Source organism: Pseudomonas sp. VMV1 (assembly GCF_056790235.1).
In genome coordinates this window covers 63631-87266 of the sequence record NZ_JBXGSE010000001.1, presented here as the reverse complement: position 1 = coordinate 87266, position 23636 = coordinate 63631, and the positions used below count along the sequence as shown (strand labels likewise).

21 protein-coding genes are annotated in these 23636 nt (G+C 66.9%); 9 read left to right on the top strand and 12 right to left on the bottom strand.

Annotated features, from left to right (window positions below):
• Positions 1 to 6: 6 nt before the first annotated feature.
• From rodA to ACUCV0_RS00395, 6 genes are read right to left on the bottom strand one after another with little or no spacing between them, the layout of a single operon-like run.
• Positions 7 to 1110 (bottom strand): rod shape-determining protein RodA, encoded by a 1104-nt coding sequence (gene rodA / locus ACUCV0_RS00420; protein WP_156428989.1) that lies wholly within the window; start codon positions 1108 to 1110, stop codon positions 7 to 9.
• A gap of 44 nt (positions 1111 to 1154) precedes the next feature.
• Complete coding sequence (gene mrdA, locus ACUCV0_RS00415) at positions 1155 to 3062, bottom strand: penicillin-binding protein 2 (RefSeq protein WP_059313889.1); 1908 nt, start codon at positions 3060 to 3062, stop codon at positions 1155 to 1157.
• Between the two features lie 12 nt (positions 3063 to 3074).
• Positions 3075 to 3542: a 23S rRNA (pseudouridine(1915)-N(3))-methyltransferase RlmH gene (rlmH, locus tag ACUCV0_RS00410; protein ID WP_007159668.1), complete on the bottom strand. Its 468-nt coding sequence runs from the start codon at positions 3540 to 3542 to the stop codon at positions 3075 to 3077.
• A 4-nt stretch (positions 3543 to 3546) separates the two neighbouring features.
• Positions 3547 to 3897: a ribosome silencing factor gene (rsfS, locus tag ACUCV0_RS00405; protein ID WP_059313888.1), complete on the bottom strand. Its 351-nt coding sequence runs from the start codon at positions 3895 to 3897 to the stop codon at positions 3547 to 3549.
• Between the two features lie 10 nt (positions 3898 to 3907).
• Positions 3908 to 4570 (bottom strand): nicotinate-nucleotide adenylyltransferase, encoded by a 663-nt coding sequence (gene nadD / locus ACUCV0_RS00400; protein WP_017642517.1) that lies wholly within the window; start codon positions 4568 to 4570, stop codon positions 3908 to 3910.
• On the bottom strand, positions 4570 to 5835 hold the full coding sequence (locus ACUCV0_RS00395; protein WP_059313886.1) for a glutamate-5-semialdehyde dehydrogenase: 1266 nt from the start codon (positions 5833 to 5835) through the stop codon (positions 4570 to 4572). The genes nadD and ACUCV0_RS00395 overlap by 1 nt, the downstream gene beginning before the upstream one ends.
• Positions 5836 to 6238: 403 nt before the next feature.
• Here ACUCV0_RS00395 and ACUCV0_RS00390 point away from each other — a divergent pair, with 403 nt between their 5' ends.
• From ACUCV0_RS00390 to ACUCV0_RS00380, 3 genes are all read left to right on the top strand, one after another.
• Positions 6239 to 9256 carry a cellulose biosynthesis protein BcsC gene (locus tag ACUCV0_RS00390; RefSeq protein WP_482211744.1) on the top strand — a complete coding sequence of 1006 codons (3018 nt, stop codon included), beginning with the start codon at positions 6239 to 6241 and terminating at the stop codon, positions 9254 to 9256.
• A gap of 223 nt (positions 9257 to 9479) precedes the next feature.
• Complete coding sequence (locus tag ACUCV0_RS00385; RefSeq protein WP_482211743.1) at positions 9480 to 10808, top strand: bifunctional DedA family/phosphatase PAP2 family protein; 1329 nt, start codon at positions 9480 to 9482, stop codon at positions 10806 to 10808.
• A gap of 100 nt (positions 10809 to 10908) precedes the next feature.
• Positions 10909 to 13476: an ATP-binding protein gene (locus ACUCV0_RS00380; RefSeq protein WP_482211742.1), complete on the top strand. Its 2568-nt coding sequence runs from the start codon at positions 10909 to 10911 to the stop codon at positions 13474 to 13476.
• A gap of 30 nt (positions 13477 to 13506) precedes the next feature.
• On the opposite strand, the gene bfr is transcribed toward ACUCV0_RS00380, so the two are convergent.
• From bfr to ACUCV0_RS00350, 6 genes are all read right to left on the bottom strand, one after another.
• Positions 13507 to 14004, bottom strand: coding sequence for a bacterioferritin (bfr, locus tag ACUCV0_RS00375; RefSeq protein WP_007159675.1), 498 nt, complete (start codon positions 14002 to 14004; stop codon positions 13507 to 13509).
• Positions 14005 to 14124: 120 nt separating this feature from the next.
• The gene (locus tag ACUCV0_RS00370; protein ID WP_059313875.1) at positions 14125 to 15015 is read right to left on the bottom strand and encodes a PA4780 family RIO1-like protein kinase; all 891 of its coding nucleotides are present in this window, start codon (positions 15013 to 15015) and stop codon (positions 14125 to 14127) included.
• Between the two features lie 150 nt (positions 15016 to 15165).
• Positions 15166 to 16098: a 5-oxoprolinase subunit C family protein gene (locus ACUCV0_RS00365; RefSeq protein WP_482211741.1), complete on the bottom strand. Its 933-nt coding sequence runs from the start codon at positions 16096 to 16098 to the stop codon at positions 15166 to 15168.
• Entirely contained in the window at positions 16095 to 16772 is a 678-nt protein-coding gene (gene pxpB / locus ACUCV0_RS00360) for a 5-oxoprolinase subunit PxpB (RefSeq protein ID WP_482211740.1), read from the bottom strand. Before pxpB ends, ACUCV0_RS00365 begins: the two co-directional genes overlap by 4 nt.
• Positions 16769 to 17515: a 5-oxoprolinase subunit PxpA gene (locus ACUCV0_RS00355; protein ID WP_482211739.1), complete on the bottom strand. Its 747-nt coding sequence runs from the start codon at positions 17513 to 17515 to the stop codon at positions 16769 to 16771. The genes pxpB and ACUCV0_RS00355 overlap by 4 nt, the downstream gene beginning before the upstream one ends.
• A 105-nt stretch (positions 17516 to 17620) precedes the next feature.
• Entirely contained in the window at positions 17621 to 18541 is a 921-nt protein-coding gene (locus ACUCV0_RS00350; protein WP_059313871.1) for a LysR family transcriptional regulator, read from the bottom strand.
• Between the two features lie 272 nt (positions 18542 to 18813).
• On the opposite strand from ACUCV0_RS00350, the gene ACUCV0_RS00345 reads away from it, so the two are divergent.
• The 6 genes from ACUCV0_RS00345 (at position 18814) to ACUCV0_RS00320 (ending at position 23417) form a co-directional block, all read left to right on the top strand.
• Positions 18814 to 19521, top strand: a complete 708-nt coding sequence (locus ACUCV0_RS00345) for a DUF969 domain-containing protein (protein WP_059313870.1) — start codon at positions 18814 to 18816, stop codon at positions 19519 to 19521.
• Positions 19518 to 20468, top strand: a complete 951-nt coding sequence (locus ACUCV0_RS00340) for a DUF979 domain-containing protein (RefSeq protein WP_271654092.1) — start codon at positions 19518 to 19520, stop codon at positions 20466 to 20468. The genes ACUCV0_RS00345 and ACUCV0_RS00340 overlap by 4 nt, the downstream gene beginning before the upstream one ends.
• A gap of 8 nt (positions 20469 to 20476) precedes the next feature.
• Positions 20477 to 21115: a pyroglutamyl-peptidase I gene (gene pcp, locus ACUCV0_RS00335; protein ID WP_482211738.1), complete on the top strand. Its 639-nt coding sequence runs from the start codon at positions 20477 to 20479 to the stop codon at positions 21113 to 21115.
• 81 nt (positions 21116 to 21196) lie between these two features.
• Positions 21197 to 22549 (top strand): MATE family efflux transporter, encoded by a 1353-nt coding sequence (locus tag ACUCV0_RS00330; protein ID WP_482211737.1) that lies wholly within the window; start codon positions 21197 to 21199, stop codon positions 22547 to 22549.
• Between the two features lie 64 nt (positions 22550 to 22613).
• A complete protein-coding gene (locus ACUCV0_RS00325; protein ID WP_167348556.1) occupies positions 22614 to 22751 on the top strand; it encodes a hypothetical protein in 138 nt (45 codons plus the stop codon).
• A gap of 120 nt (positions 22752 to 22871) precedes the next feature.
• The gene (locus ACUCV0_RS00320) at positions 22872 to 23417 is read left to right on the top strand and encodes a hypothetical protein (protein ID WP_482211736.1); all 546 of its coding nucleotides are present in this window, start codon (positions 22872 to 22874) and stop codon (positions 23415 to 23417) included.
• Positions 23418 to 23636: the final 219 nt, after the last annotated feature.

Here is a 23636-nt window from a genome sequence, read left to right as displayed (position 1 = left end):
TGCGTGTTAAACCTGGGCGATCCACTTGCGGTGCGTGTGGATCGACATCAAAACTCCGAACCCGGTGAACAAGGTAACCACCGAGGTGCCGCCATAACTGATGAAAGGCAGCGGTACGCCCACCACGGGCAAGAGCCCGCTGACCATGCCAATGTTGACGAAGACATAGACGAAAAAGGTCATGGTCACGCCGCCGGCGAGCAACTTGCCGAACAACGTCTGGGCCTGCACCGTGATGGTCAGCCCGCGACCGATGAGCAGCAGATAGAGCACCAGCAGCAGGCAGACGCCCACCATGCCGAACTCTTCACCGAGCACGGCAATGATAAAGTCCGTGTGACTTTCCGGCAAAAAATCCAGATGAGACTGGGTACCCAGCAGCCAGCCCTTGCCGAACACCCCACCCGAGCCGATGGCGGCCTTGGACTGGATGATGTTCCAGCCGGCCCCCAGCGGATCCATTTCCGGATCGAGGAAGGTCAGGATCCGGCGCTTCTGGTAGTCGTGCAGGACGAAGAACCACATGGCCACGGCCATGGGCACCGCGGCGCTCACCGCGCCGATCAGCCAGCGCCACTGCAGGCCGCCTACGAACAGCACGAAGCCGCCCGAGGCCAGCACCAGCATGGCAGTGCCGAGGTCGGGCTGGTCGAGGATCAGCACGAAGGGCACCACCACCAGCGACAGGCTGATCAGGCTGTGCTTGAAGTTCGGTGGCAGGCTGCGCTTGGACAGGTACCAGGCCATCATCATGGGCATCAGCAGCTTCATGAATTCCGACGGCTGGAAGCGGATCACCCCGGGAATGTTGATCCAGCGAGTGGCGCCCATGGCGTTGTGGCCCATGACGTCCACCACCACCAGCAGGGCCACGCCGATCACGTAGCCCAGCGGCACCCAGCGCGCCATGAAGCGCGGCTCCAGCTGGGCGACGATGGCCATGGCCACCAGGCCGAGACCAAAGGAGCTGGCCTGCTTGAACAGCAGGTCGAGGCTGCGACCGCCTGCGGAGTAGAGGACGAACAGGCCCGTCGCGCCCAGCATCAGCAGCAGGATCAACAGGGGACCGTCGATATGCAGGCGCTGCAGCAGGGTGGCGCGCCGCTTCATCACGTCCCCTTCGGGGATGGTGCGATCGAAGTTGGGGGCAAGACTCATGGCTGCACCTTGGTCGCGGCGGCAGTGGCCGCAGCGGTACTGGGCTTGGCGTATTCCGCCTTGAGATGGCCCTGGTCATCGAGCAGCCAGGCGTCGAGGACCTGGCGCACCACCGGGGCGGCCACGCCACTACCCGACTCGCCGTTCTCGACCATCACCGCCACGGCGATCTGCGGATTGTCCGCCGGGGCGAAGGCCACGAACAGGGCGTGGTCACGGTGCCGCTCCTTGAGCGCCGCCGAGTTGTACCTCTCGTTCTGGCGAATGGCGACCACCTGGGCGGTACCACTCTTGCCGGCGATGCGGTATTGGGCACCGACATTGATCTTGTGCGCGGTGCCGCGGGGATTCTGCACCACCATCTCCATGCCATGGACTGCGCGATCCCAGTAGCTGTCGTCCTTGAGCTGGATATCGGGCATGGGATTGGTGTCCACCGGCGGCTGGCCGTCCAGGGTTCTGGCCAGGTGCGGACGGATCCACTTGCCGTGGTTGGCGATCAGGGTGGTGACCTGGGCCAGCTGCAGCGGCGTGGTCTGCATGTAGCCCTGGCCAATACCGAGAATCAGCGTCTCACCCGGGAACCAGGCCTGCCTACGGGTAGCGCGCTTCCACTGGCGCGAAGGCATCAGGCCCGGGGACTCCTCGAACATGTCCAGGGCGACCTTTTGCCCGAGCCCGAACTTGCCCATGTACTCGGCGAGCCGGTCGATGCCGATCTTGTGGGCCAGATCGTAGAAATAGGTGTCGTTGGATCTCATCAGAGCCATGTCCAGATCCACGTAGCCTTCGCCGCCGTGGTTCCAGTTGCGGTACTTGTGATCGTAGTTGGGCAGCTCGTAGTAGCCCGGATCGAAAATCCGCGCCTGGGGCGTGGTGGCGCCGCTGTCGAGACCGGCGATGGCCACCGCCGGCTTGATGGTCGAGCCCGGCGGGTAGAGCCCGCGCAGCACGCGGTTGTAGAGCGGGCGATCGATGGAATCGCGCAGCTCGGAATATTCCTTGAAGCTGATCCCGGTAACGAAGGGGTTGGGGTCGTAGCTCGGCTGGCTGACCATGGCCAGCACCTCGCCGGTCTTGGGCTGAATGGCGACGATGGCACCGCGGCGCCCGCCCAGGGCGGCTTCGGCGGCGGCCTGCAGGCGGGAATCGATGGTCAGGACGATGTCCTTGCCCGGCTTGGGGTCGGTGCGATTGAGCACCCGCAACACCCGGCCGCGGGCGTTGGTTTCCACTTCCTCGTAACCCACCTCGCCATGCAGCTCGGGTTCGTAGAAGCGCTCCACGCCGGTCTTGCCGATATGATGGGTGCCGCTGTAGTTGACCGGATCCAGGCGCTTGAGCTCCTGCTCGTTGATCCGGCCGACGTAGCCCACGGAATGAGCGAAGTGCTCGCCCATGGGATAGTGGCGCACCAGCTGCGCCGTCACCTCGACCCCGGGTAGACGGAACTGGTTGACGGCGATCTTGGCGATCTGCTCCTCGGTCAGCTCGAATAGCACCGGCACCGGTTCGAAGGGCCGCCGGCCCTGTTTCATGCGCTTCTCGAACAGCTCGCGATCTTCCTCGGTCAGGCCCAGGACCTGAACCAGGGTATCGAGGGTCTCCCGCCAGTTGTCAGCCCGCTCACGGGTGATGGTCAGGCTGAAGCTGGGGCGGTTGTCGGCGACGATGATGCCGTTGCGGTCGTAGATCAGCCCGCGGGTAGGCGGAATCGGCTGAACGTGGACCCGGTTGTTTTCCGAGAGGGTCGAGTGGTACTGGTACTGGATGACCTGCAGGTAGTACATGCGCGCCACCAGTACGCAGGCGAGCACGAGAAAGAGTGCCGCCCCGACCATCACGCGGGCGCGGACGAGCTGGGCGTCTTTCTCGTGGTCCTTGAGGCGTATGGGTTGCGACATCGCAGGTACGGACTACTTGTGATACGGATGGCCGGCCAGTACGGTCCAGGCACGGTAGAGCTGTTCACCGACGAGGATGCGCACCAGCGGATGCGGCAGGGTCAGCGGCGAGAGCGACCAGCGCTGCTCACTGCGCGCCTGCACCTCGGGAGCGAGGCCCTCGGGGCCGCCAACCATGAGATTGACGGTGCGGGCTTCCAGGCGCCACTGCTGGAGTGTTTCAGCCAGTTGCTCGGTGCTCCAGGGCTTGCCGGTGACCTCCAGGGTCACCACACGCTCGCCCGGCTGCACCTTGGCCAGCATGGCCTCACCCTCCTGGCGGATCAGCCGGGCGACGTCGGCGTTCTTGCCACGGGTCTGCAGCGGAATCTCGACGAGCTCCAGCGGCAGTTCCGGTGGCAGACGCTTGACGTACTCGTGCCAGCCCTCCTCGACCCAGCGCGGCATGCGCGAGCCGACGGCGATGAGACGCAGGCGCACCGGCTTATTCGCCGTGAGCGGCACGGCTCTGCTCGGCCCCGCGCCAGAGGCGCTCGAGGTCATAGAACTCGCGGGTGGTCGGCAACATCACGTGGACGACCACGTCACCCAGGTCCAGCAGCGCCCATTCGCCGCCCTCCAGGCCTTCGCTGCCCAGCGGGCGCACGCCCTGCTGCTTGACCTTTTCCAGCACGTTGTCGGCCAGCGACTTCACGTGGCGGCTGGAGGTGCCGCTGGCGATGACCATGATGTCGGTCACGCTGGTCTTTTCGCGCACGTCCAGGGAAACGATGTCCTGGGCCTTCATGTCTTCCAGGGCGGCGATGGCCACCTGGACGAGTTGTTCGCTTTGCATGGTGTAGCTCTTACCTCGGTTCGGAGGACGCCGGATAGAGACCGTGCGTCCGGATGTAGTCAAGCACGGCATCGGGCACCAGGAAGCGGATCGACTTCCCGGTGGCCAAGAGGCCGCGAATCTGGGTGGCGGACACCGCGAGCGGGTTCTGCCAGATAAAGGTGATCTGCCCGCCCGGCCCTTTCAGGGCCTGGGGATCGGGCTGACTGCGCGCCGCCAGGAAATCGCGCAATTCCTGACAGGGCTCGCTGTCGGCGTCGGGCCGTTGCAGGACCAGGATGTGGCACAGCTCCAGCAACTCGCGCCAGCGATGCCAGCCTGGCAGGCCACAAAAGGCGTCCCAACCCAGCATCAGTAACAGCTGCACTTCATCGCCGAGTTCGGCGCGCAGGCTTTCCAGGGTCTCTATGGTATAGGAGTGGCGCGTTCGGCGCAGTTCCCGGTCATCGACCACCAGGGTCGCGACGTCGGCCACCGCCAGTCGCACCATCGCCAGGCGATCCTCGGCGGAGACGCTGGGTGCCTCGCGATGGGGCGGTCGGGCGCTGGGAATCAGCCGCAGCTCGTCCAGCGCCAGGGCCTCGGCCACCTCCAGCGCAGCGCGCAGATGGCCGATGTGCACGGGATCGAAGGTACCGCCGAACAGGCCGATGCGGGTGGGCAGACTGCTCATCAGCTACGGACGTGGCCATCGCCGAAGACCACGTACTTCTCGCTGGTCAGCCCTTCCAGGCCCACCGGCCCGCGGGCGTGCAGCTTGTCGGTGGAGATGCCGATCTCGGCGCCCAGGCCGTATTCGAAGCCGTCGGCGAAGCGGGTAGACGCGTTGACCATCACCGACGCCGAATCGACCTCGGTAAGGAAACGCCGGGCGTCGCTGAAGTTTTCGGTCACGATGGCATCGGTGTGCTGCGAGCCATAGGCATTGATGTGCTCGATGGCCGCGTCGAGGCCGTCCACCACCCGGATGGACAGAATCGGCGCGTTGTATTCGGTACGCCAGTCTTCTTCGCTCGCGGCCAGCACCTCGGTGCCGAGCAGCGCGCGGGTCCGCTCGCAACCGCGCAGCTCCACATGCTTGTCGCGGTAGATGGCGGCCAGGGGGGGCAGCACCTGCTCGGCGATGGCGGCATGAACCAGCAGCGTCTCCATGGTGTTGCAGGGGGCATAGCGCTGGGTCTTGGCGTTGTCGGCGATGCGGATGGCCTTGTCCAGATCGGCGGCGCGATCGATGTAGACATGGCAGATGCCATCCAGATGCTTGATCACCGGCACCCGGGCATCGCGACTGATCCGCTCGATCAGGCTTTTGCCACCGCGCGGCACGATAACGTCCACATACTCGGGCATGGTGATCAGCGCGCCTACGGCGGCGCGGTCGGTGGTTTCCACCACCTGGACCAGCTCCGCGGGGAGATCGGCCTCGGCCAGACCGGCCTGGATGCAGGCAGCGATGGCCTGGTTGGAATGAATGGCCTCGGAACCACCACGCAGGATGGTGGCGTTGCCGGACTTGAGGCAGAGGCTGGCCGCGTCGATGGTCACATTGGGCCGCGACTCGTAGATGATGCCGATGACACCCAGCGGCACGCGCATCTTGCCTAGCTGGATGCCCGAGGGCACGTATCTCATGTCGCGGATTTCGCCAATGGGATCGGGCAGGGTCGCGACCTGACGCAGGCCTTCGATCATGTCGTCGATGCGCTGGGGCGTGAGTGCCAGGCGATCCAGCATGGCCGGCTCCAGGCCGTTGGCCCGTGCCGCGCTTAGATCCTGCTCGTTGGCAGCGGTCAACTCGGCGCGGCAAGCGTCGAGGGCCGCAGCAGCAGCGAGCAGCGCGCGATTCTTCTGGGCGGTGCTCGCCCGGGCGGCGACCCGCGACGCGGCACGGGCAGCCTGGCCAAGACGGGTCATGTAGGCGGAGACGGACTCGGTCATGGTCGGCGGCCTGCGAAAGACGGTAGGAAAGCCGCAGAGTATAGCGTCGCCAGGCCTGGCGCGGCCAGCGCCGAGGGGCCTGGCGATGGCATCCGGTTGCTCGATTTGGTTGACTCGCCACGGCCTGTCGGGAATCATCCGCCGCTATATTTGCCGTTCAGCTTGCGTTCAGCTATTCCCTAGGTTCTGGACGAAAAGTCGTCGAGCGAAGGTCAGGCGAAGGGAAAAGCGTCGAGGAAGCGAAATTTACGCGTGGTAAATGAGCATTCCGAGGCGTTTTTCGACCAAGCATCACCGAGCGCAGCCCTTTTCGTACAGAACCCGATAGCCGAATCCGTTCCAGCTCTGCGCCAGCCGCGACTGGGTGCTGCAGCGATGCCTACCAGCCTTCACGGAAAGAACCATGCCCAAGCACCTTACCTTGCCCCTCGGCCTGCTCGCCCTGTTGATCCATGCCGATGCGACCTGGGCCGCCACTGCCGATGCCGCACCGACCGCGGCTGTCGTCCAGGCGCTGGAAGCCCAGCTCAAGAAGACGCCTCAGGATCCGGATGCCCTCGGTAAGCTGGGCAGTGCCCGTCTGGCGCAGCAGCGCTATACCGATGCCGAGCAGTTGCTGACCCAGGCCGTGCAGAAAGGCGGCAAGACCTGGCAGCCGGCGCTGGACGAGGCGCGCTATCACCATCTGCTGGAACGTGCCCACGCGGCCGAGAACAAGCGCGAGCTGGATCAGGCACGGGATCTCAGCGTCGAAGCCATTCGCCTGCGCCCCGAAGCCGTCGAGGCGCAACTGTTCCTGGCCGGCATCCAGAGCCAGAAGCGCCAATGGGAGCTGGCCGAGGCCACCTACCGCCAGGTGCTGATGCGTGAGCCGGCCAACGTCGACGCCTACTACGGGCGCATCGCCGCACTCAACGAGCTGGGCCGTACCGAAGAAGCCCTGCAACTGACCAAGAGTCTGCAGCCGAGCGCCAAGAGCCCGATCAAGGGCCTGGATCGCCTGCGCGCCGGCCAGGCTATGCAGGAAGCCGAAGCCGCCGAGGCGCGGGGCGATCTGCAGGGCGCCTCGCGGCTGCTCGAACAGGCCCGCAAGGAGGCTCCGGAGGATCCCTGGCTGCGCCTGGCCCAGGCCCGCCTGGAGGTCCGCCAGGGCCGGCCGCGCGCCGCCCGCGACCTGGTCGACAGCCTGGTCAAGGATGGCGCCCAGCGTCCCGAGGTGCTCTATGCCAGCGCCCTGCTGTCCAACGAACTGGGCGAATACCCGCGTGCCATGCAGACCCTGATGCGCACCCCCCAGGCGCAGCGTTCCCCGGACATGAACGCCCTGGCCGCGCGCATCACCTTCAACGAACAACTGGCCGAGACCGTGGCCCTCGCCAAGCAGGGGCGGCGCGAAGAAGCGCGCAGCCTGATGCAGCGCCTGGAGACCCGCGCCGGACGCAACCCGGATCTGATCGGCGATCTGGCTGAGGCCTTTGCTACCGCGGGCGATCCCGAGCACGGCCTGGAATTGCTCAAGCCGCTGATCTCCGGCGATACCCGGCCGGCGCCTGGCATGCAGCTGCACTACGCCAGCATCCAGTTGCAGATGAATCAGGACCAGACCGTGGGCAATGTCCTGCGCGACCTGCAAGGCGTGGTGCTCGACAGCGGCGAGAAGCAGCAGTACGACGACCTCCTCGCGCGCTATCGGATTCGCCAGGCCGACCGCCTCACCGATCAGGGCAAGCTGGCCGCGGCCTACGACACCCTGGCGCCGGCGCTCAAGGCCCGTCCCGACGACAAGGCCGCCCAGGCTGCCCTGGCGCGCATGTACCTGGCCAGTGGCGACACCCAGAAGGCCCGCCAGCTCTATCGCGACGTGCTCAGCGACCAGCCCAAGGACGCCGAACTCTATCTGGGCGCGGCCGAGATCGCCGCCAAGTCCCAGGACAGCGTCACCGCGCGCCAATATCTGGACCAGGCGGTCAAGTTGGGTCAGAGCGATCCCCAGGTGCTACGCCGTGCCGCCCTGCTCTATCGCGACATCGGCATGGCCGGTACCGCTACCAGCCTGCTGGAGCAGGTGGTCCAGGTGGAGCGCAAGGATCGCGAATCCGCGGCCCGCGCTGCCGGTGCCAGCGACAACCCCTTCGCCACCCTGCCCGGCCAGAGTCGCAGCGATGACGCCCTGGCGGCCGTTCCTGCCGCCGTCGGCGGCAGCGGTGGCAGTGCCGACTACGCCTGGAGCGATCCGCTGCAGGCGCAGAAGGCGGCCAACAACCCCTTCAACGACCTGTCCGTGGTGCCCACCAGCAGCCTGTCGAGCAGCCTGGCCACCGAGCAAATCCTTGGCCAGCTGCAGCGTGAGCGCAGCATCCGCATCACCCAGGGCCTGAACGTGCGCAGCTACGACCCCAGTGGCAGTTCGCGCCAGACCACCGTCAGCGCCCCCCTGGAGATCTCCTTTCCGGCCGGCGACCAGCGCATGGCGGTACGCGTCACCCCGACGCGGATCAACGACAGCAGCAGTGACGGCAGCCAGAAGGAAAACGGCGTGGCGGCGTCCATTGCCGTGGAAGACGCCGGGCGCGGCCTCAAGGGCGACATCGGTGTCTCGCCGGTGGGTCTGAGATACAGCACCGTCGTGGGTGGCGCGACCCTGGAGCGGCCGCTGAGCAGCCTGAGCGAGAACCTGCTCTATGCCCTGAGCGTGTCGCGTCGCTCGGTGACCGACTCCCTGGCCTCCTACGGCGGCATCCGCGATCCGCGCACCGGCCAGGAATGGGGTGGCGTCACCGCCAATGGCGGCCTGGCACGCCTGCGCTACGATGACGGGCGCTACGGTTCCTACATCTACGGCGCGGCCCATCGCCTGACCGGCCATGACGTCAAGAACAACGACCGCTTCGAGATCGGCACGGGCGTCTACTACTACCTGCGCAACGGACCGGACAGCCTCTTCACCGTCGGCCTCTCCGCCACGGCGATCGGCTACGACAACAACCAGAACCACCTGACCTACGGCCATGGCGGCTACTTCAGCCCGCAGCGCTACTTCGCCATCGGCGTGCCCCTGGTCTGGGCGCAGCGCGGCGACCTCTGGGCCTACCAGGTGCAGGGCATGCTGGGCGTGCAGACCATTCGGCAGGACGCCGCGGATCGCTATCCGGACGACGCTGCCCTGCAGGCGGCCGCGGAAGCCGCCGGCGAAGGCCAATACGGCAGCAAGAGCAAGACCGGCGTGGCCTACAGCCTTTCGGCCAACGGCGAATACCGCCTCAGCGGGCAGTTCGCTCTGGGCGGTCGCCTGGGCCTTGACAACGCCCAGGACGAGCGCGACGTCAACGGTAACCTCTATCTGCGCTACTTCTTCGAGGAACAGGAAGGCCGGCCGCAACTCTCGCGTCCGCAGCCCTACCGGTCACGTAACGAGGAATGAGGAAAAAGGCCCGCGCATGCGGGCCTTTTTTCTGTCGGCATTTTTCGCTGGCCGCCAGGCCTCACGACAAACCCCGCCACAGTTATTGGTCTGGGAAATTCCCGAGCGCGATTTACAATCCCCGGGCCCCGAGGCGTTACGTCTCGATCCGCGTCCTTGAAGCAACCAAAGGCTTTTCCTACGGGTCTGAGGACGCAGCCCTTAGCCCCCAGGAAGCCTTTCGATGACGGAACTGTTCGCCGGCCTCACCCAGTGGATCACCCATCACAATGAGTGGCTCGGCGTTGCCATCTTCGTCGTAGCCTTTCTCGAATGCCTGGCCCTGGCCGGTCTGGTGGTGCCTGGCACGGTGGTGCTGTTCGCCATTTCCATCGCCGCCGGCAATGGCGCCATGAACCTCCTCGATACCCTTCTGCTCGGCTTCCTGGGTGGCATCCTCGGCGATGCCGTGTCGTATTTCCTCGGCCGCCATTTCCACGAGCGCATTCGCCGCCTGCCGGGCCTGCGCACCCATCCCGAATGGATCAGCCGCGCGGAGGACTTCATCCACAAGTACGGCGTGGCCAGTCTGCTGGTCGGCCGCTTCATCGGCCCCTTGCGCCCGCTGCTGCCGCTGATCGCCGGGATGCTCGACATGCCCTTGGTGAAGTTCGCCGCCGTCAGCCTGGTGGCAGCGGCTGGCTGGTCGATCGCCGCACTGGGACCAGGCTGGGTGGCTGGAGCAGCCTTGCGCCTGCCGCTACCCGAGGGGTTCTGGTATCAGGCGGGCGTCGTGGCGGGCGGGATCGTCCTGCTGGCGAGCGTCATCGCCCATGGCGCCTGGCGCGAGCGGGCCGGCACCACCCTGCTCAGTGGCGCCCTCTGCCTGGCCGGCCTGCTGGCGCTGCTGTTTGGCTGGCATCATCTGCGCGCCTTCGACGAAGGCCTGATGGCGCTGGTCCAGGCGCATCGCGAGAACTGGCTCAACCTGGTCGCCGTGGTCGTCACCCGCATGGGCGACTTTCGCACCCAGCTGATCGTCGCGGCAGTGCTCACCCTGGTGCTGGCCGGCTTCCGCCAGTGGCGTCCGCTGGTGTTCGCCGTGGGTACCACCCTGGGTACCGCCCTTGCCAATGGCCAGCTGAAGAATCTGCTGGCCCGCGCCCGGCCGGACGTGCTCGCCGAGCCGCTCACCACCTACAGTCTGCCCAGCGGCCACAGCTCGGCCTCCTTCGCCTTCTTCCTGACCCTCGGCATCCTGGTCGGGCGCCGCTACGGCCCACGCGGACGCCTCGCCTGGCTGGTGATCGCTGCACTACCAGCGGTGCTCATCGCCCTCAGCCGCGTCTATCTGGGGGTACACTGGCCCACCGATGTCCTCGCCGGCGCCCTGCTCGCCGGCGGCTTCTGCGGCCTGAGTCTCGCCCTGCTGCAGAAGACCGGCGGCAATCGTCTGGAGCCGATCCCGACCCGGACCTGGCTGGTGCTGCTGCCGCTGATCCTGCTGATCTTCGCCTTCGCCGCCGGCTGGGCCCTGCCGGAAGCCGTAGAGCGCTACACGCCGCGGCTGTAAGGCAGACGCGAACTAAAAAAACTCGTCGCGGTCCTGCAGTTCCGGTGCGATTGTGGTCAGAACGCCTGGAACTGCAGAAGTGGCTGGGGAGACATAACCGATGGCAGCGCAGATTGCCGACTGGAACGAACTGGATTTTCTCGCCGGCGGCGGTGACATGGGCGCCCGGCTGCGCACCCACGATTGGTCGGACTCGCCGCTGGGCCCGCCGTCCCAGTGGCCGCAGTCCCTCCGATCCGCCCTCAGTATCTGTCTGAACTCCAGCTTTCCCACGGCCATCTACTGGGGCCCTGACCTGCTGCTGCTCTACAACGACGCCTGGTCACCGATTCCCGCCGAGCGCCATCCCTGGGCCCTGGGGCGCCCCGCCCAGGAGGTCTGGCAGGACATCTGGCCGGTGGTCGGCCCCCAGTTCGAGCAGGTGCTGACCACCGGCCAGGGTTTTTCCGTCTTCGATCAGCTGCTGCCGATGGTGCGCCAGGGCGTGGTCACCGAGACCTACTGGAACTACAGCTTCACCCCCATCCGCGGCGAGGGCGGCGAGATCGCCGGGCTGTTCAACCAGGGGCACGAGACCACCCAGCGTATTCTCGAAGAACGGCGCCGCGCCGCCGACGCCGCACGCCAGCGGCGGATGTTCGAGCAGGCGCCTGGCTTCGTCGCCATCGTGCGCGGCCCGGATCACGTCTTCGACTTCGTCAATGTCGCCTTCCGCCGGTTGTTCGATGACCGTCCCCGTGAAGGCCTCAAAGTACGCGACGTCTTTCCCGAACTGCAGAATCAGGGCTACTTCGAGTGGCTCGAACAGGTGTACCGGAGTGGCCGCCGCTTCGTCGCCGAACATATGCCGATGCGCCTAGAGACCGAAGGCGAGCCGGTTCGTACCCTCTATCTGGACTTCATCTACGAGCCCCTGACCGACGAAGCCGGCCAGGTGATCGGCATCTTCTGCCAGGGGCAGGACGTCACCGAAGCCCATCTGGCCCGCGCCGCCCTCGAAGCCAGCGAGCGACGCTTTCGCACCGCCCTGGAAATCGAGACGGTGGGTGCCCTCTGCTTCGACACCGAAGGCCATCTGATCGATGCCAACGATGCCTTCCTGCGCATGAGCGGTCATGATCGTCAGGATCTCCTGGCTGGGCATATCCGCTGGCCGGCGCCAACCCTGAGCCAGGCTGGCGATCAGCTGCCGCCCGACGAACGCAGCTACCGGCGGCGTGACGGCTCCGTCGGCTGGGCCCTGGTGGCGGCCAAGCGCCTGCCCGATGGCAGCGCCTTCGAATTCGTCGTCGACATCAGCGACCGCAAGCAGGCCGAAGCCGAGTTGCGCGAAGAAACCCGTACCCTGGAAGCCCTCAAGCGCATCGATACGGAGCTGGCCAGCCAGCTGGATCTGGCGCATCTGGTGCAGACGGTGACCGATGCCGGGGTCGAGCTGACCGGGGCGCGCCTTGGCGCCTACCTCAATCAGCAGCACGAGGAAAACAGCGGGCATCTACAGCGCCTCACCCTATCTGGCGCCGAGCGTGCCGCTTTCGAACACCTGGGCGATCCGGATGCCACCGCCCTGTTCGCCCCGCCCTTGGGCGGCGAAGGCGTGATTCGTGTCGACGACGTGGTCAGCGATTCGCACCCGTCCCGCTCCGAACCGCATCAGGGCCTGCCGGTCGGGCCCCTGTCAGTACGCAGCTACCTGGCCGTCTCGGTGGTCGCCCGCAACGGAACGGTGCTGGGTGGACTCTTCTTCGGACATCCCGAACCGGGTCGCTTCAACCTCCGTCACGAACGGCTGATGGCCGCGCTGGCCGCCCGCGCCGCCCTCGCCATCGAGCAGGCTCAACTGTTCCAGGCGGTACGCACCGCCAACGAAACGCTCGAACAGCGGGTCGTCGAGCGCACCGCCGAATTGACCCAGGCGCAGCAGGCCCTGCACCAGGCGCAGAAGATGGAAGCCATCGGCCAGTTGACCGGCGGCATCGCCCACGACTTCAACAATCTGCTGGCCGGCATCATCGGCAGTCTGGAATTGATCGAGCGCCGCCTGCAGCAGAATCGCACCGATCAGCTCGACCGGCTGCTTGGCGGCGCCCAGGCCTACGCTGCGCGCGCCGCCTCCCTGACCCAGCGGCTGCTGGCCTTTTCCCGCCGGCAGACGCTGGAACCCAAGCCCACCGACGTGAACGAGCTGATGCTGGCCATGGAAGAACTGATCCGCCGCAGCGTCGGCCCGGCGATCGAGGTCCAGGCACAGCCCGCGGAGCCATTGTGGCTCACGGTGATCGATGCGGTGCAGCTGGAAAGCGCCCTGCTGAATCTGGCGATCAACGCCCGTGACGCCATGCCCCAGGGCGGCCAGCTGCTGCTGTCCACGGCGAATCTGCCCGAGGCAGCCGTTGACCGCCCGGAAGGGCTGCCCGCGGGCGATTACGTGAGGGTCAAGGTCAGCGATACCGGTACCGGCATCGCGCCGGAGATCCGGGAACGGATCTTCGATCCCTTCTTCACCACCAAACCGCCAGGCCAGGGCACCGGACTGGGGCTGTCCATGGTGCACGGCTTCGTGCACCAATCGGGCGGGCAGATCCAGGTAGACAGCACGACGGGCGTGGGTACCTGCATTTCGCTCTATCTGCCGCGGGCGCCAGAAGGTGACGCCAGCAGGTCCTGATCAGCGCCAGGTGGCGCCGAGCAGCCGGTCTTACAGGCCGGCGCCGTGGGGCGTGGTACCGCCTTTCATCTGCGACTGCAGGTAGTTCTGCAGACCGATCTTGTCGATCAGCCCCAGCTGCTGTTCCAGCCAGTAGGCATGATCTTCCTCGGTGTCTTCCAGCTGCACGACCAGGATCTCGCGGGTGACGAAGTCCTTGTGTTGGTTGCACAGGGCCACGCCCTGGGCCAGGGCTTCGCGCACCTCGTACTCCAGGGCAAGATCGGCACGCAGCATCTCGGGCACGGTCTGGCCCACGGTGATGGCGTTGGGACGCATGTCCGGCGTGCCTTCGAGGAAGAGGATGCGGCGCAGCAGGGCATCGGCGTGCTGGGTTTCCTCTTCCATCTCGTGGCCGATCCGCTCGTACAGCCGCATCAGGCCCCAGTCTTCGTACATCCGCGAATGGATGAAGTACTGGTCGCGCGCCGCCAGCTCGCCACGCAGCAGCTGGTTGAGGTAGTTGATGACGTCCGGATGGCCTTGCATGAAAAGAGTCCTGTGCTGTTCAGTGCCCAGTTTAGCGCGCTGGCGCCTGGGAGGCGCCGTTCATCGCCCGACCACTGGGGCCGTTCGTCTCATCGCAGCGCTAATCGTTCTGCTTCACGATCAGCTTAGCCAGGGCGGTGGCGGCTCTTCGCGCACGCTCGGCTCGTCCTGTTCGCGACGCGCCGCCTGGCGGCGCTCTTCGTCACGCCGCGCCGCCTCGATCTCGCGCATCACTGCATGGACGTCGGCCTGGTCTTCACGCTCAGCGAATTCGCCAGTCAGGCGCGTGTTGGCGAACAACTCGCCCTTCTCGAACAGGGCCCACATCTCCGGCGCATAGCGGGTGGTGCGCAACTCAGGGGCGAAGCGACCGAAGTACAGCGCCATGTTCTCCACGTCCCGCGCCAGTAGGCGAAAGGCGTGGTTGTTGCCAGCGGCATCCACCGCCTGGGGCAGGTCGATGATCACCGGGCCGTCCTCGGCCAGCAGCACGTTGAATTCGGAGAGGTCGCCGTGGACCAGCCCGGCGCAGAGCATGCGCACGATCTGGCCAATCATCAGGTCGTGATAGCGCAGCGCTTCCTCGGCGGTGAGGGTCACGTCGTTGAGACGGGGCGCGGCCTCGCCATTACCGTCGGTGACCAGGTCCATCAGCAGCACGCCGTCGAGGAAGTCGTGGGGCTTGGGTACCCGGACCCCGGCATCGGCCAGGCGATAGAGCGCCGTCACCTCGGCGTTCTGCCAATTGTCCTCGCGCTCGCGGCGACCGAACTTGGAGCCCTTGGCCATGGCGCGATTTTCCCGGCTGCCACGCACCTTGCGCCCCTCCTGGTATTCGGCGGCCTGACGGAAGCTGCGCTTGTCAGCCTCCTTGTAGACCTTGGCGCAGCGCACCTGGCTGCCGCAGCGCACCACGTAGACCGCCGCCTCCTTGCCACTCATCAGGGGCCGTATCACCTCATCGACCAAGCCGTCCTCGATCAGCGGCTCGATGCGTTTGGGAGTTTTCATCGCCGGTTCCAGCTCCTTCTTGTCGGTCGTCACAGGGGGACGTGTGAGGCAAGTTTCAAGCCAGACGCCGAGAAAGGGAAGTCGGCGTCGCCCCTGAGCGTGCGACTCATCGAAGCGGACAAGATTCCTCGGCCGTGACCGGCTGCGCCTTCAACCGGAGAAAAACGCGAGAAAACGGCGCCATTCGTCCTGGGCGACGGCCAGTTCCACCGGGGCGAAACGCACCTCGTGGTGGGCCGGGCACTGGGCCAGGCGCGAAAGGTCCAGGGGATGGATGAAGCCCAGCAGTGGATAACCGCCCATGGTCTGGCGATCGGCCATGAGCACGATGGGCTGGCCATCGGGTGGCACCTGGATGGCACCGGTCACCACCCCCAGCGACCACTGACGGCGTGGTGGCGCCAGGGGCGTGCGTCCGGCCAGGCGAATGCCCATGCGGTCGGACTGCGGGCTGATCTGCCACGGTTGATCGCAGAGCGCCTGCTGCGCCGCCGGACCGAAGGCCTCGGCGTCACCGCCAAAGATCACCCTCAGCGTTGGCACCTCGCGATAGTCCGGCACGAAGCGCGCCGCCGGCCCACAACCGCGCGCATGCAGTTCGGTCACGGCGGCGCAGGCCAGTTGCTGCCCCGCCACCAGCGCGGCGCCATTGCCATCCGGACCGCCCAGGCCTTCGCGTCTGTTGCTGGCCATGCTGCCCAGGGTCGCAGGCGCCTGAAAGCCTCCGCCGGCCGCAGCCAGATAGGCACGCTGCCCGGCCTGGGCGAATCCCAGCCGCAGGCGCATGCCGGCTCTTACTGGAAAACACGACCAGGGCGGCAGGGGCTCATCCCCCAGGCGGGCTTCCAAAGGCGCGCCGGTCAGCGCCAGCCAGGTGTCGGTCTCGATCTCGAATTCGGCACCGCCCAGAGCGATCTCCAGCAGCGGCGCCGTCATCGGATTATCCACCAGGCGATTGGCCCAACGCGCGGCATGACCGTCCATAGGCCCTGAGGGGGCCACGCCCAGATGCTGCCAGCCCTGGCGTCCGAGATCCTGCAGCAGGGTCAGGGGACCGGGCTTGATGACCTTGAGACCACTCATGACTGACCTCCCTGGGCACGAAAGGCGGCTTCGTCGACCGGCACGAAGCGCACCCGGTCTCCTGGCGCCAGGAGGCACGGCGGCTCGGCCCGGGCATCGAAGACGGTCCACAGGCATCGGCCGATGAGATTCCAGCCCCCGGGCGAAGCCTGGGGATAGACGGCGGTCTGGCGTTCGGCGATGGCCAGGCTGCCGGCGGGTACGGCGGTACGGGGCGTACTGCGCCGGGGCAGGGCCAGGCGCTCGTCCAGCTCACCGAGAAAGGCGAAACCAGGCATGAAGCCGATGGCGCCTACCTGATAGTCACGACCACAGTGCCGGGCGATGACCTCGGCCTCGCTCAGGCCACAGCGCTCGGCCACCTCGGCGAGGTCCGGGCCGGCATAGAGGGTCGGTACCTCGTGCAGGCGCCCGCCCTCGCCCGCCTGCGCAGCGCCCGGCCAGTCGGCCAGCAAGGGTTCGAGGCCGGCCTGTACCTCGGCCAAGGTCAGCTGCAGGGGATCGTAGTGCACCAGCAGACTGGTCCAGCCCGCTACCAGATCGGTCACCGCCGTGCCGAAGCGCTGGCGAATCCGCTCGCCCAGGCGCGCGATGCGCGAGGGCAGTTCGGTATCGGGGTGCTCGGCCAGTTCGAGCAGCAGCGCCGCGACGCCAAAGGGCTTGAAGGTGATCATAGGGCGTCCAGCGCCGCGCGCAGCCGACGCAGCACTGCCAGGGACTCGGCATTGTCGCCATGCACGCAGAGACTGTCGGCCTGCAGCCGCATGGGTTGGCCGTCGAAACCGGGGAAGTCTTCACCGCGGGCGATGGCGATGGCCTGGGTCAGGATGCGCTCGGGGTCATGGTGAACGGCGCCAACCTGGCCACGTGGCGCCAGGGAGCCGTCGGCCAGATAGGCGCGGTCGGCGAAGGCCTCCAGCAGCAGTGGTACGCCAGCGACTTCCGCCAGCCGACGCTCGCGGGCGTTGTCGGCCTTGGCCAGCACCATCAGCGGCAGTCCCTGGCGATAACGGGCGCAGGCGGAGAGCGCGGCGGTCAGCAGGGCATCATCCTTGACCAGGGCGTTGTAGAGGGCGCCATGGGGCTTCACGTACTCGACGCGTACGCCTGCGGCGCGGCAGAAGGCGTCCAGGGCGCCGATCTGGTAGAGGATCATGGCTTCCACCTCGGCCGGGGTGCAGGCCATGGGCCGGCGCCCGAAGCCCACCAGGTCGGGATAGGCCGGATGGGCACCGATCTGCACGCCATTGGCCACCGCCAGGGTGACGGCGCGCTGCATGATCAGGGGATCGGCGGCATGGAAGCCGCAAGCCAGATTGGCCTGGTCGACCAGGGGAATGGCATGGGCATCGTCGCCCATGGACCAGGCACCGTAGCTTTCACCGGAATCGCAATTGAGCAGCAGGCGAGCGGGCATGACAGGATCCTCTGAGGAAGAGCTTCGAGTGTCGGAAAGACGGGGCGCCGCTGTCCAACAAAAGATTCCAGACGCTGGTGATAAGAAGGCGTTGAAACACCCGGGCTAGACCAGCACCGGCAAGGCGCGCTCCGGGCCCAGGCGCGTACACCAGTCGGCCACCACCGTCTGGCTCAACGCCACCACCGCCTCGCTCAGCGCCAGGCCGGCACCGCCGTGCCAGCTGGCCTGGACATCGAAGGGCGGCGGTCCGGCCAGCGGCACAGGCATCAGGCTGCCACGGGCCAACTCCTCGATCACCAGTGCCGGCGGCAGGGCGCCGATGCCGAAGCCCTCGCCCATCAGCTTGATGATGGCCGCCACCGAATTGATGCAGCAGACCCGCGGTTCGGCGATGCCCTCGCGCTGCAGCAGGCCGAGGATGTCCTGGTGCGGCCGCGAATGGCGGGAAAAGGTGATCAGCCGCTCGCCGGCCAGCTCGGCCAGATTGGCATAGGGCCGCGCCAGATGGCTGTCGGTGGCGACCAGCCAGCGCACCGGATAGCTGGCCAGGTGCAGGTTGCGAATGCCTTCGGCGCGCAATAGATCGGTCTGGAAGATCAGGTCGAGCTGTCCCCGCGCCAGCTGCTCGGCCAGATTCAGCGCGGTGTCGGCGGTCAGCTCCAGCTCGATGGCCGGATAGCTCTGGGTGACCGCGGCGATCAGCTGGTCCAGCCAACTGTGGATCACGGTATCCATGACGCCGATGCGCAGGCGGCCCTCCAGGGTCTGACCATGACCCAGGGCCTCGTGCAGTTCACGTTGGGTCGCCAGCATCCGCTCGGCGTAGCCCAGCACCCGATGCCCCTCGGCGGTCAGACTCACGCCGCGGGAGTCGCGCAGGAACAGTTGCACGCCCAGTTCGCTTTCCAGCACGGCGATGCGACTGGAGATGGCGGCCTGGGTGGTGGAGAGCTTTTCTGCCGTCAGTCGGAAACTGCCCAGGCGGGCGACCCAGACGAAGGTATCGAGAAAGCGCAGGTTCATGGGGACCTCGACAAGGCTATCCCGTCACTTTACCCCCACCAGCGGGCTTGTCTGCCCCGCTTTTCCCTATCGGCGGCGAACAGTTTTATTTGCTGGACGCCAGCTCCACCGACGGCAAAAGATGCCAGCCGGCGCCACGCCAAATGACGTCCGACAACAATAACGAGCCGTGCCACGGGCACTGCCTGGATCAGCCGAAGCCGCCTGCGGCTTCCTACCGTCCGCCGCACCGTCTGCCCGGAGCGCGGTGGATCCGCTGGAGACATCCACCTATGCAAACCACCGTCAACCTCTGGCCGCTGCTGGGCGTGCTGGTCATCGTGGTCGGCTTCGTGCTGAGGTTCAATCCGCTATTGGTCGTCGCCCTGGCCGCCGTGGCCACCGGCCTGGCCGCCCAGTTCAGCCCCGAGGCGCTGCTTGCGGCCATTGGCACCGGCTTCATCAAGGCGCGGGCCCTGCCGCTGATCATCCTGCTGCCCCTGGCGGTGATCGGCCTGCTCGAACGCCACGGCCTGCGCCTGCACGCGCAGAACTGGATCGCCCGCTTTCGCAACGCCACCGTCGGCCGCCTGCTGATCTTCTACCTGTTCGTCCGCGAGACCACCGCCGCCCTGGGCCTTACCAGCCTCGGCGGCCATCCGCAGATGGTCCGGCCGCTACTCGCGCCCATGGCCGAAGGCACCGCGGAGAAACGCCATGGCCGCCTGCCCGAAGCCCTGCGCCAGCGCCTGCTGGCCTTTTGCGCGGCCACCGACAACGTCGGGCTGTTCTTTGGCGAAGACATCTTCGTCGCCTTTGGCGCCATCGCCCTGATGCACACCTTCCTGCTGGGTGCCGGCCTCGATGTCGAACCCCTGCACATCGCCCTCTGGGGCATTCCTACGGCCCTCTGCGCCTTTTTCATCCACGCCCTGCGCCTGCACCGCTTCGACCGCCAGCTCTATCGCGAGCTGACCGCGGCCAAGGAGGTGCAGCCATGATCCTGTCGATCCAATACCTGTTCTGGCTGGCCGGCGCCATCCTGGCCCTGACCGCGGTCATGACCCTGGCCGACCGCCACCACCCCAAGCGCTGGACCAGTGGCCTGTTCTGGGGCCTGTTCAGCCTGGTCTTCCTGGTCGGCGATCGCCTGCCACCGGCCTGGGTCGGCGCCGGCGTGCTGCTGATGGCGGTGCTGGCCGGCTGCGGTGCGGTGGGTAGCGGACACCACGAGAGCCGTCCCGAGCGGGAGACGCGCGCCAGCGCCGGGCGGCTGGGCAATCGCCTGTTCATTCCAGCCCTGGCCATTCCGGTGGTGACGGTGATCGGCAGCGTGCTGCTCAAGGACGTGCAGATTGCCGGCCTGCCGCTGCTCGACCCGAAGAACGTCACCTTCGTCTCCCTAGGCCTGGGCGCCCTGGTGGCCCTGGCGCTGGCTTGCTGGCTGACCCGTGACACTCCGATCCAGGCGATGCGCGAGTCGCGCCGCCTGACCGACGCCCTGGGCTGGTCGCTGGTGCTGCCCCAGGCCCTGGCCATGCTCGGTCTGGTATTCACCGATGCCGGCGTCGGCAAGGCGGTGGCGCACCTGGCCACCGCCTATGTGGCCCTCGACCTGCGCCTGGTGGCGGTGGTGGTCTATGTAGTGGGCATGGCCGCCTTCACCGTCATCATGGGCAACGGCTTCGCCGCCTTCCCGGTGATGACCGGCGGCATCGGGGTGCCGGTGCTGGTGGGTGTCTACCACGCCGACCCGGCGGTGATGGCCGCCATCGGCATGTTCTCCGGCTACTGCGGCACCCTGATGACGCCCATGGCGGCCAACTTCAACATCGTCCCGGCGGCCCTGCTGGAACTCGATGACAAGAACGCCGTGATCAAGGCCCAGGTCCCCACGGCACTGGCGGTGCTGGCCTGCAACGTGGTGCTGCTCTATCTGCTGATGTGAGGTATCCCATGACCCTGCTGCTCACCGGCTTCGCCCCCTTTGGCGGCGAGGATCTCAACCCCTCCTGGGAGGCCGTGCGCCGGCTTGATGGAGAACGCCTCGGCGACCTGACCGTAGTGGCGGCTCAGCTGCCGACCGAATTCGGCACTGCGCTAAAGATGCTGGATGACCTGCTCGACCGCCATCGTCCCACCCTGGTGGTAGCGGTCGGCCAGGCTGGCGGGCGGGCCGAGCTGTCGCTGGAACGCATCGCCATCAATGTCGACGATGCCCGCATCCCTGACAACGCCGGGCGCCAGCCCATCGACGAACCAGTGGTGGCCGGCGGTCCGGCCGCCTACTTCAGTACCCTGCCGATCAAGGCCATGGTCCATGCCCTGCGCGCCGCCGGCATTCCTGCGGCGGTGTCCCAGACCGCGGGCACCTTCGTCTGCAACCATGTCTTCTACGGCCTGCAGCATCGATTGCAGGGCACCGGAGTGCACGGCGGCTTCATCCATATCCCCTACCTGCCGGCCCAGGCCGCCGCCCAGCCCGGGGCGCCGTCCATGGCCCTGGAGACCCTGGTCGCCGGGCTGCGCCTGGCGCTGACCTGCGCGGCGACCACTGGTGAGGACCTGCGCGAGGGCGGCGGGCAGCTGGACTAGCGTCAGCCTGGCATTCAGGCGGAGGACCAGCCGCACCGGCTGGCTTACAATGCGTCCTCCGCCGCCGCTGCGATCAGCCCAATGCCCACCCTGCTTGCCGACTGGCGCCACCCCCTGCTGCACCGCCGCATCTGGGCGCTGGCCGCGCCGATGATCCTGTCCAATCTCAGCGTACCGCTGGTAACCCTGGTCGATAGTGCCATCGCCGGCCACCTGCCGGAAGCCCGCCAGCTCGCCGCGGTGGCCATGGGTGGCGCCTTCTACACCGCCCTGCTCGGCATCCTTGGTTTTCTGCGCATGGGCACCACTGGCTTCGCCGCCCAGGCCAGCGGGCGCCGCGACGGCGCCGCCCTGCGCCAGATTCTCTTGCAAGCCGGCCTGTTGGGGTTGGGCCTGTCGTTGGTTCTGCTACTAGCGGCCAGCCTGGCGCTCGACCCCCTGCTCGCCTGGCTCGGCCTGGACCCCGCCTTCGCCGAACTGGCCGCGCGCTTCCTGCACCTGCGGCTGCTCGGCCTGCCCGCGGCGCTGCTCAGCTACGCCGTGATCGGCTGGCTGCTCGGTACCCAGGATGCACGCACGCCGCTGGTGCTGCTGCTCACCACCAATGCCCTAAATCTGCTGCTGGTGACCGGCTTCGTGCTCGGCCTCGGCAGCGGGGTACAGGGCATCGCCTTGGCATCGGTCCTGGCGGAGTGGAGCGGCATGCTGCTCGGCCTCTGGCTGGTGGTGCGCCGCCTGCGGCGGTGGCCGGGCCGGATCGACCGCCAGGCCCTGCGGCGCCTCGTCAGCTGGCGCCCCCTGCTGGCGGTCAATCGCGACATCTTCATCCGCTCCCTGGCCCTGCAGGCGGTGTTCCTGCTCTTCGCTGCCCAGGGCGCCCAGCTGGGCGAGACCACCGTCGCGGTCAACGCCCTGCTGCTCAACGGCCTGCTGGTCACCGCCTTCGCCCTCGACGGCCTCGCCCATGCCGTGGAGGCCCTGGCCGGCCATGCCCTGGGCGCGCACGAAGGCGCCACCCTGCGCCGAGTGCTGGTGATCGCCGGCGGCTGGTCGCTGCTGGCCAGCCTCGGCTTCGCCCTGGCCTTCGCTCTGTATGGTGACCTGTTCGTCGCCGTGCAGAGCAACATCGCCGCGGTGCGCCAGGAGGCCCATGCCTATCTGCCCTATCTCGCAGTGCTGCCCTTGATCGCCATGGCCAGCTATCTACTGGACGGCCTCTTCATCGGCGCCACTCGCGCCCGGGAGATGCGCAATGCCATGCTGCTGGCCCTGCTCCTCGCCCTGCCACTCGGCTGGCTGCTGCGCGGCTGGGGCAATCACGGTCTGTGGCTGGCCTTTCTCACCTTCATGGCCCTGCGTGGACTGATTTCCGCCCTCCTCGCCTGGCGCCTGGCCCGGCGCGAGGGTTGGCTCACCGATGGCGTCAACGCCTGATCCTGCGGAACCGCCGGGGCGGCGCCCCCCTCAAAGTCGGACACCCCCTGCCGAGAGCGCTGCCATGAGCGAAGACACCCGAGACCAGGAACCCCAGGACACCCCCGCCGAAGGCGACGACGTACCCGAGCACCAGAAGCCGGAGAACCTGGAAAAGCTCAAGGACTACGGCAAGGACCAGATTCCGCCCGGCATCGCCTGACGCCAACCCTGAACCCCTCGACAAAAGCCGTCGACAGCGGTGGCAAAGCCCCGGCGGAGCTTCTAGCATCCGTCGGGTTGAGTGGGCCCAAGGGCCTTCGTGAAGGGAATCCAGATCACCATGACCGTCAGGTCCTACCTGTCGCCTCTCCTTGCGCCCCTGTTGGCGCTGCTGGTGCTGTTCCCGGCGTGGGCCCAGGCCGTGGATGGCTATGCCGGCATCGCCTTCGGCACCGACCAGAAAACCTTTCTGGCGAAAAAGCTCTGTACCTTCCAGCCGCGCAAGATCGACGTAGTCGGCGTCGAGTATTTCGAATGCAATGACCTCGCCTTCGCTGGTGAAAAGGTCGAGGCTGGCGCCTTCTTCATCGATGGCCGCTTCCTGCGCCTGTCGATCGTCACGCCCCTGGCCCAGTCCTTTCTGATCGCCGAAGGACTCACTCAAAAGTATGGCAAACCCTCCTCCCAGTCGTCGGCCGCCGCCTTCGAGCGCCTGAACCAGGACGACGACGCCCAGGCCTATCTGGCCTTCGATCACGACACCGTGGTCTACAAGTTCAGCGCCCAGGCGGCACGCAGGAAACAGGTCCTGCTGATCTATACCTCGCCGCGCTACGAGCCCCTGCTCAAGGAGAAGCAGCTGCAGTTCGTCAAAGATTCCCTCTAAACATCCGGTTACAGTTCGTCGGACAATTGCCTGCCGAGCGGTGAAAGTGTCGCCCCGTTCACGCCTGCTCGGAAACAAGCCATGAACAATGGCAGATAGCCATGGTCAGAACGCGGGCAAGGAGCCCCATCCTGTCACCGGCTACTTACGGACGTCGTTCCTTCGGGAGTCCTACCATGACCGAACCTGTCGCGATGCGCGCCCCGGCGTCGCAACGCT

Excerpts from the sequence above, each read along its gene's own strand:
- rodA (WP_156428989.1), bottom strand. The coding sequence starts at position 1,110 with ATGAAGCGGCGCGCCACCCTGCTGCAGCGCCTGCATATCGACGGTCCC.
- mrdA (WP_059313889.1), bottom strand. The coding sequence starts at position 3,062 with ATGTCGCAACCCATACGCCTCAAGGACCACGAGAAAGACGCCCAGCTC.
- rsfS (WP_059313888.1), bottom strand. The coding sequence starts at position 3,897 with ATGCAAAGCGAACAACTCGTCCAGGTGGCCATCGCCGCCCTGGAAGAC.
- nadD (WP_017642517.1), bottom strand. The coding sequence starts at position 4,570 with ATGAGCAGTCTGCCCACCCGCATCGGCCTGTTCGGCGGTACCTTCGAT.
- ACUCV0_RS00395 (WP_059313886.1), bottom strand. The coding sequence starts at position 5,835 with ATGACCGAGTCCGTCTCCGCCTACATGACCCGTCTTGGCCAGGCTGCC.
- ACUCV0_RS00390 (WP_482211744.1), top strand. The coding sequence starts at position 6,239 with ATGCCCAAGCACCTTACCTTGCCCCTCGGCCTGCTCGCCCTGTTGATC.
- ACUCV0_RS00385 (WP_482211743.1), top strand. The coding sequence starts at position 9,480 with ATGACGGAACTGTTCGCCGGCCTCACCCAGTGGATCACCCATCACAAT.
- ACUCV0_RS00380 (WP_482211742.1), top strand. The coding sequence starts at position 10,909 with ATGGCAGCGCAGATTGCCGACTGGAACGAACTGGATTTTCTCGCCGGC.
- bfr (WP_007159675.1), bottom strand. The coding sequence starts at position 14,004 with ATGCAAGGCCATCCGGACGTCATCAACTACCTCAACCAGCTGCTGCGT.
- ACUCV0_RS00370 (WP_059313875.1), bottom strand. The coding sequence starts at position 15,015 with ATGAAAACTCCCAAACGCATCGAGCCGCTGATCGAGGACGGCTTGGTC.
- ACUCV0_RS00365 (WP_482211741.1), bottom strand. The coding sequence starts at position 16,098 with ATGAGTGGTCTCAAGGTCATCAAGCCCGGTCCCCTGACCCTGCTGCAG.
- pxpB (WP_482211740.1), bottom strand. The coding sequence starts at position 16,772 with ATGATCACCTTCAAGCCCTTTGGCGTCGCGGCGCTGCTGCTCGAACTG.
- ACUCV0_RS00355 (WP_482211739.1), bottom strand. The coding sequence starts at position 17,515 with ATGCCCGCTCGCCTGCTGCTCAATTGCGATTCCGGTGAAAGCTACGGT.
- ACUCV0_RS00350 (WP_059313871.1), bottom strand. The coding sequence starts at position 18,541 with ATGAACCTGCGCTTTCTCGATACCTTCGTCTGGGTCGCCCGCCTGGGC.
- ACUCV0_RS00345 (WP_059313870.1), top strand. The coding sequence starts at position 18,814 with ATGCAAACCACCGTCAACCTCTGGCCGCTGCTGGGCGTGCTGGTCATC.
- ACUCV0_RS00340 (WP_271654092.1), top strand. The coding sequence starts at position 19,518 with ATGATCCTGTCGATCCAATACCTGTTCTGGCTGGCCGGCGCCATCCTG.
- pcp (WP_482211738.1), top strand. The coding sequence starts at position 20,477 with ATGACCCTGCTGCTCACCGGCTTCGCCCCCTTTGGCGGCGAGGATCTC.
- ACUCV0_RS00330 (WP_482211737.1), top strand. The coding sequence starts at position 21,197 with ATGCCCACCCTGCTTGCCGACTGGCGCCACCCCCTGCTGCACCGCCGC.
- ACUCV0_RS00325 (WP_167348556.1), top strand. The coding sequence starts at position 22,614 with ATGAGCGAAGACACCCGAGACCAGGAACCCCAGGACACCCCCGCCGAA.
- ACUCV0_RS00320 (WP_482211736.1), top strand. The coding sequence starts at position 22,872 with ATGACCGTCAGGTCCTACCTGTCGCCTCTCCTTGCGCCCCTGTTGGCG.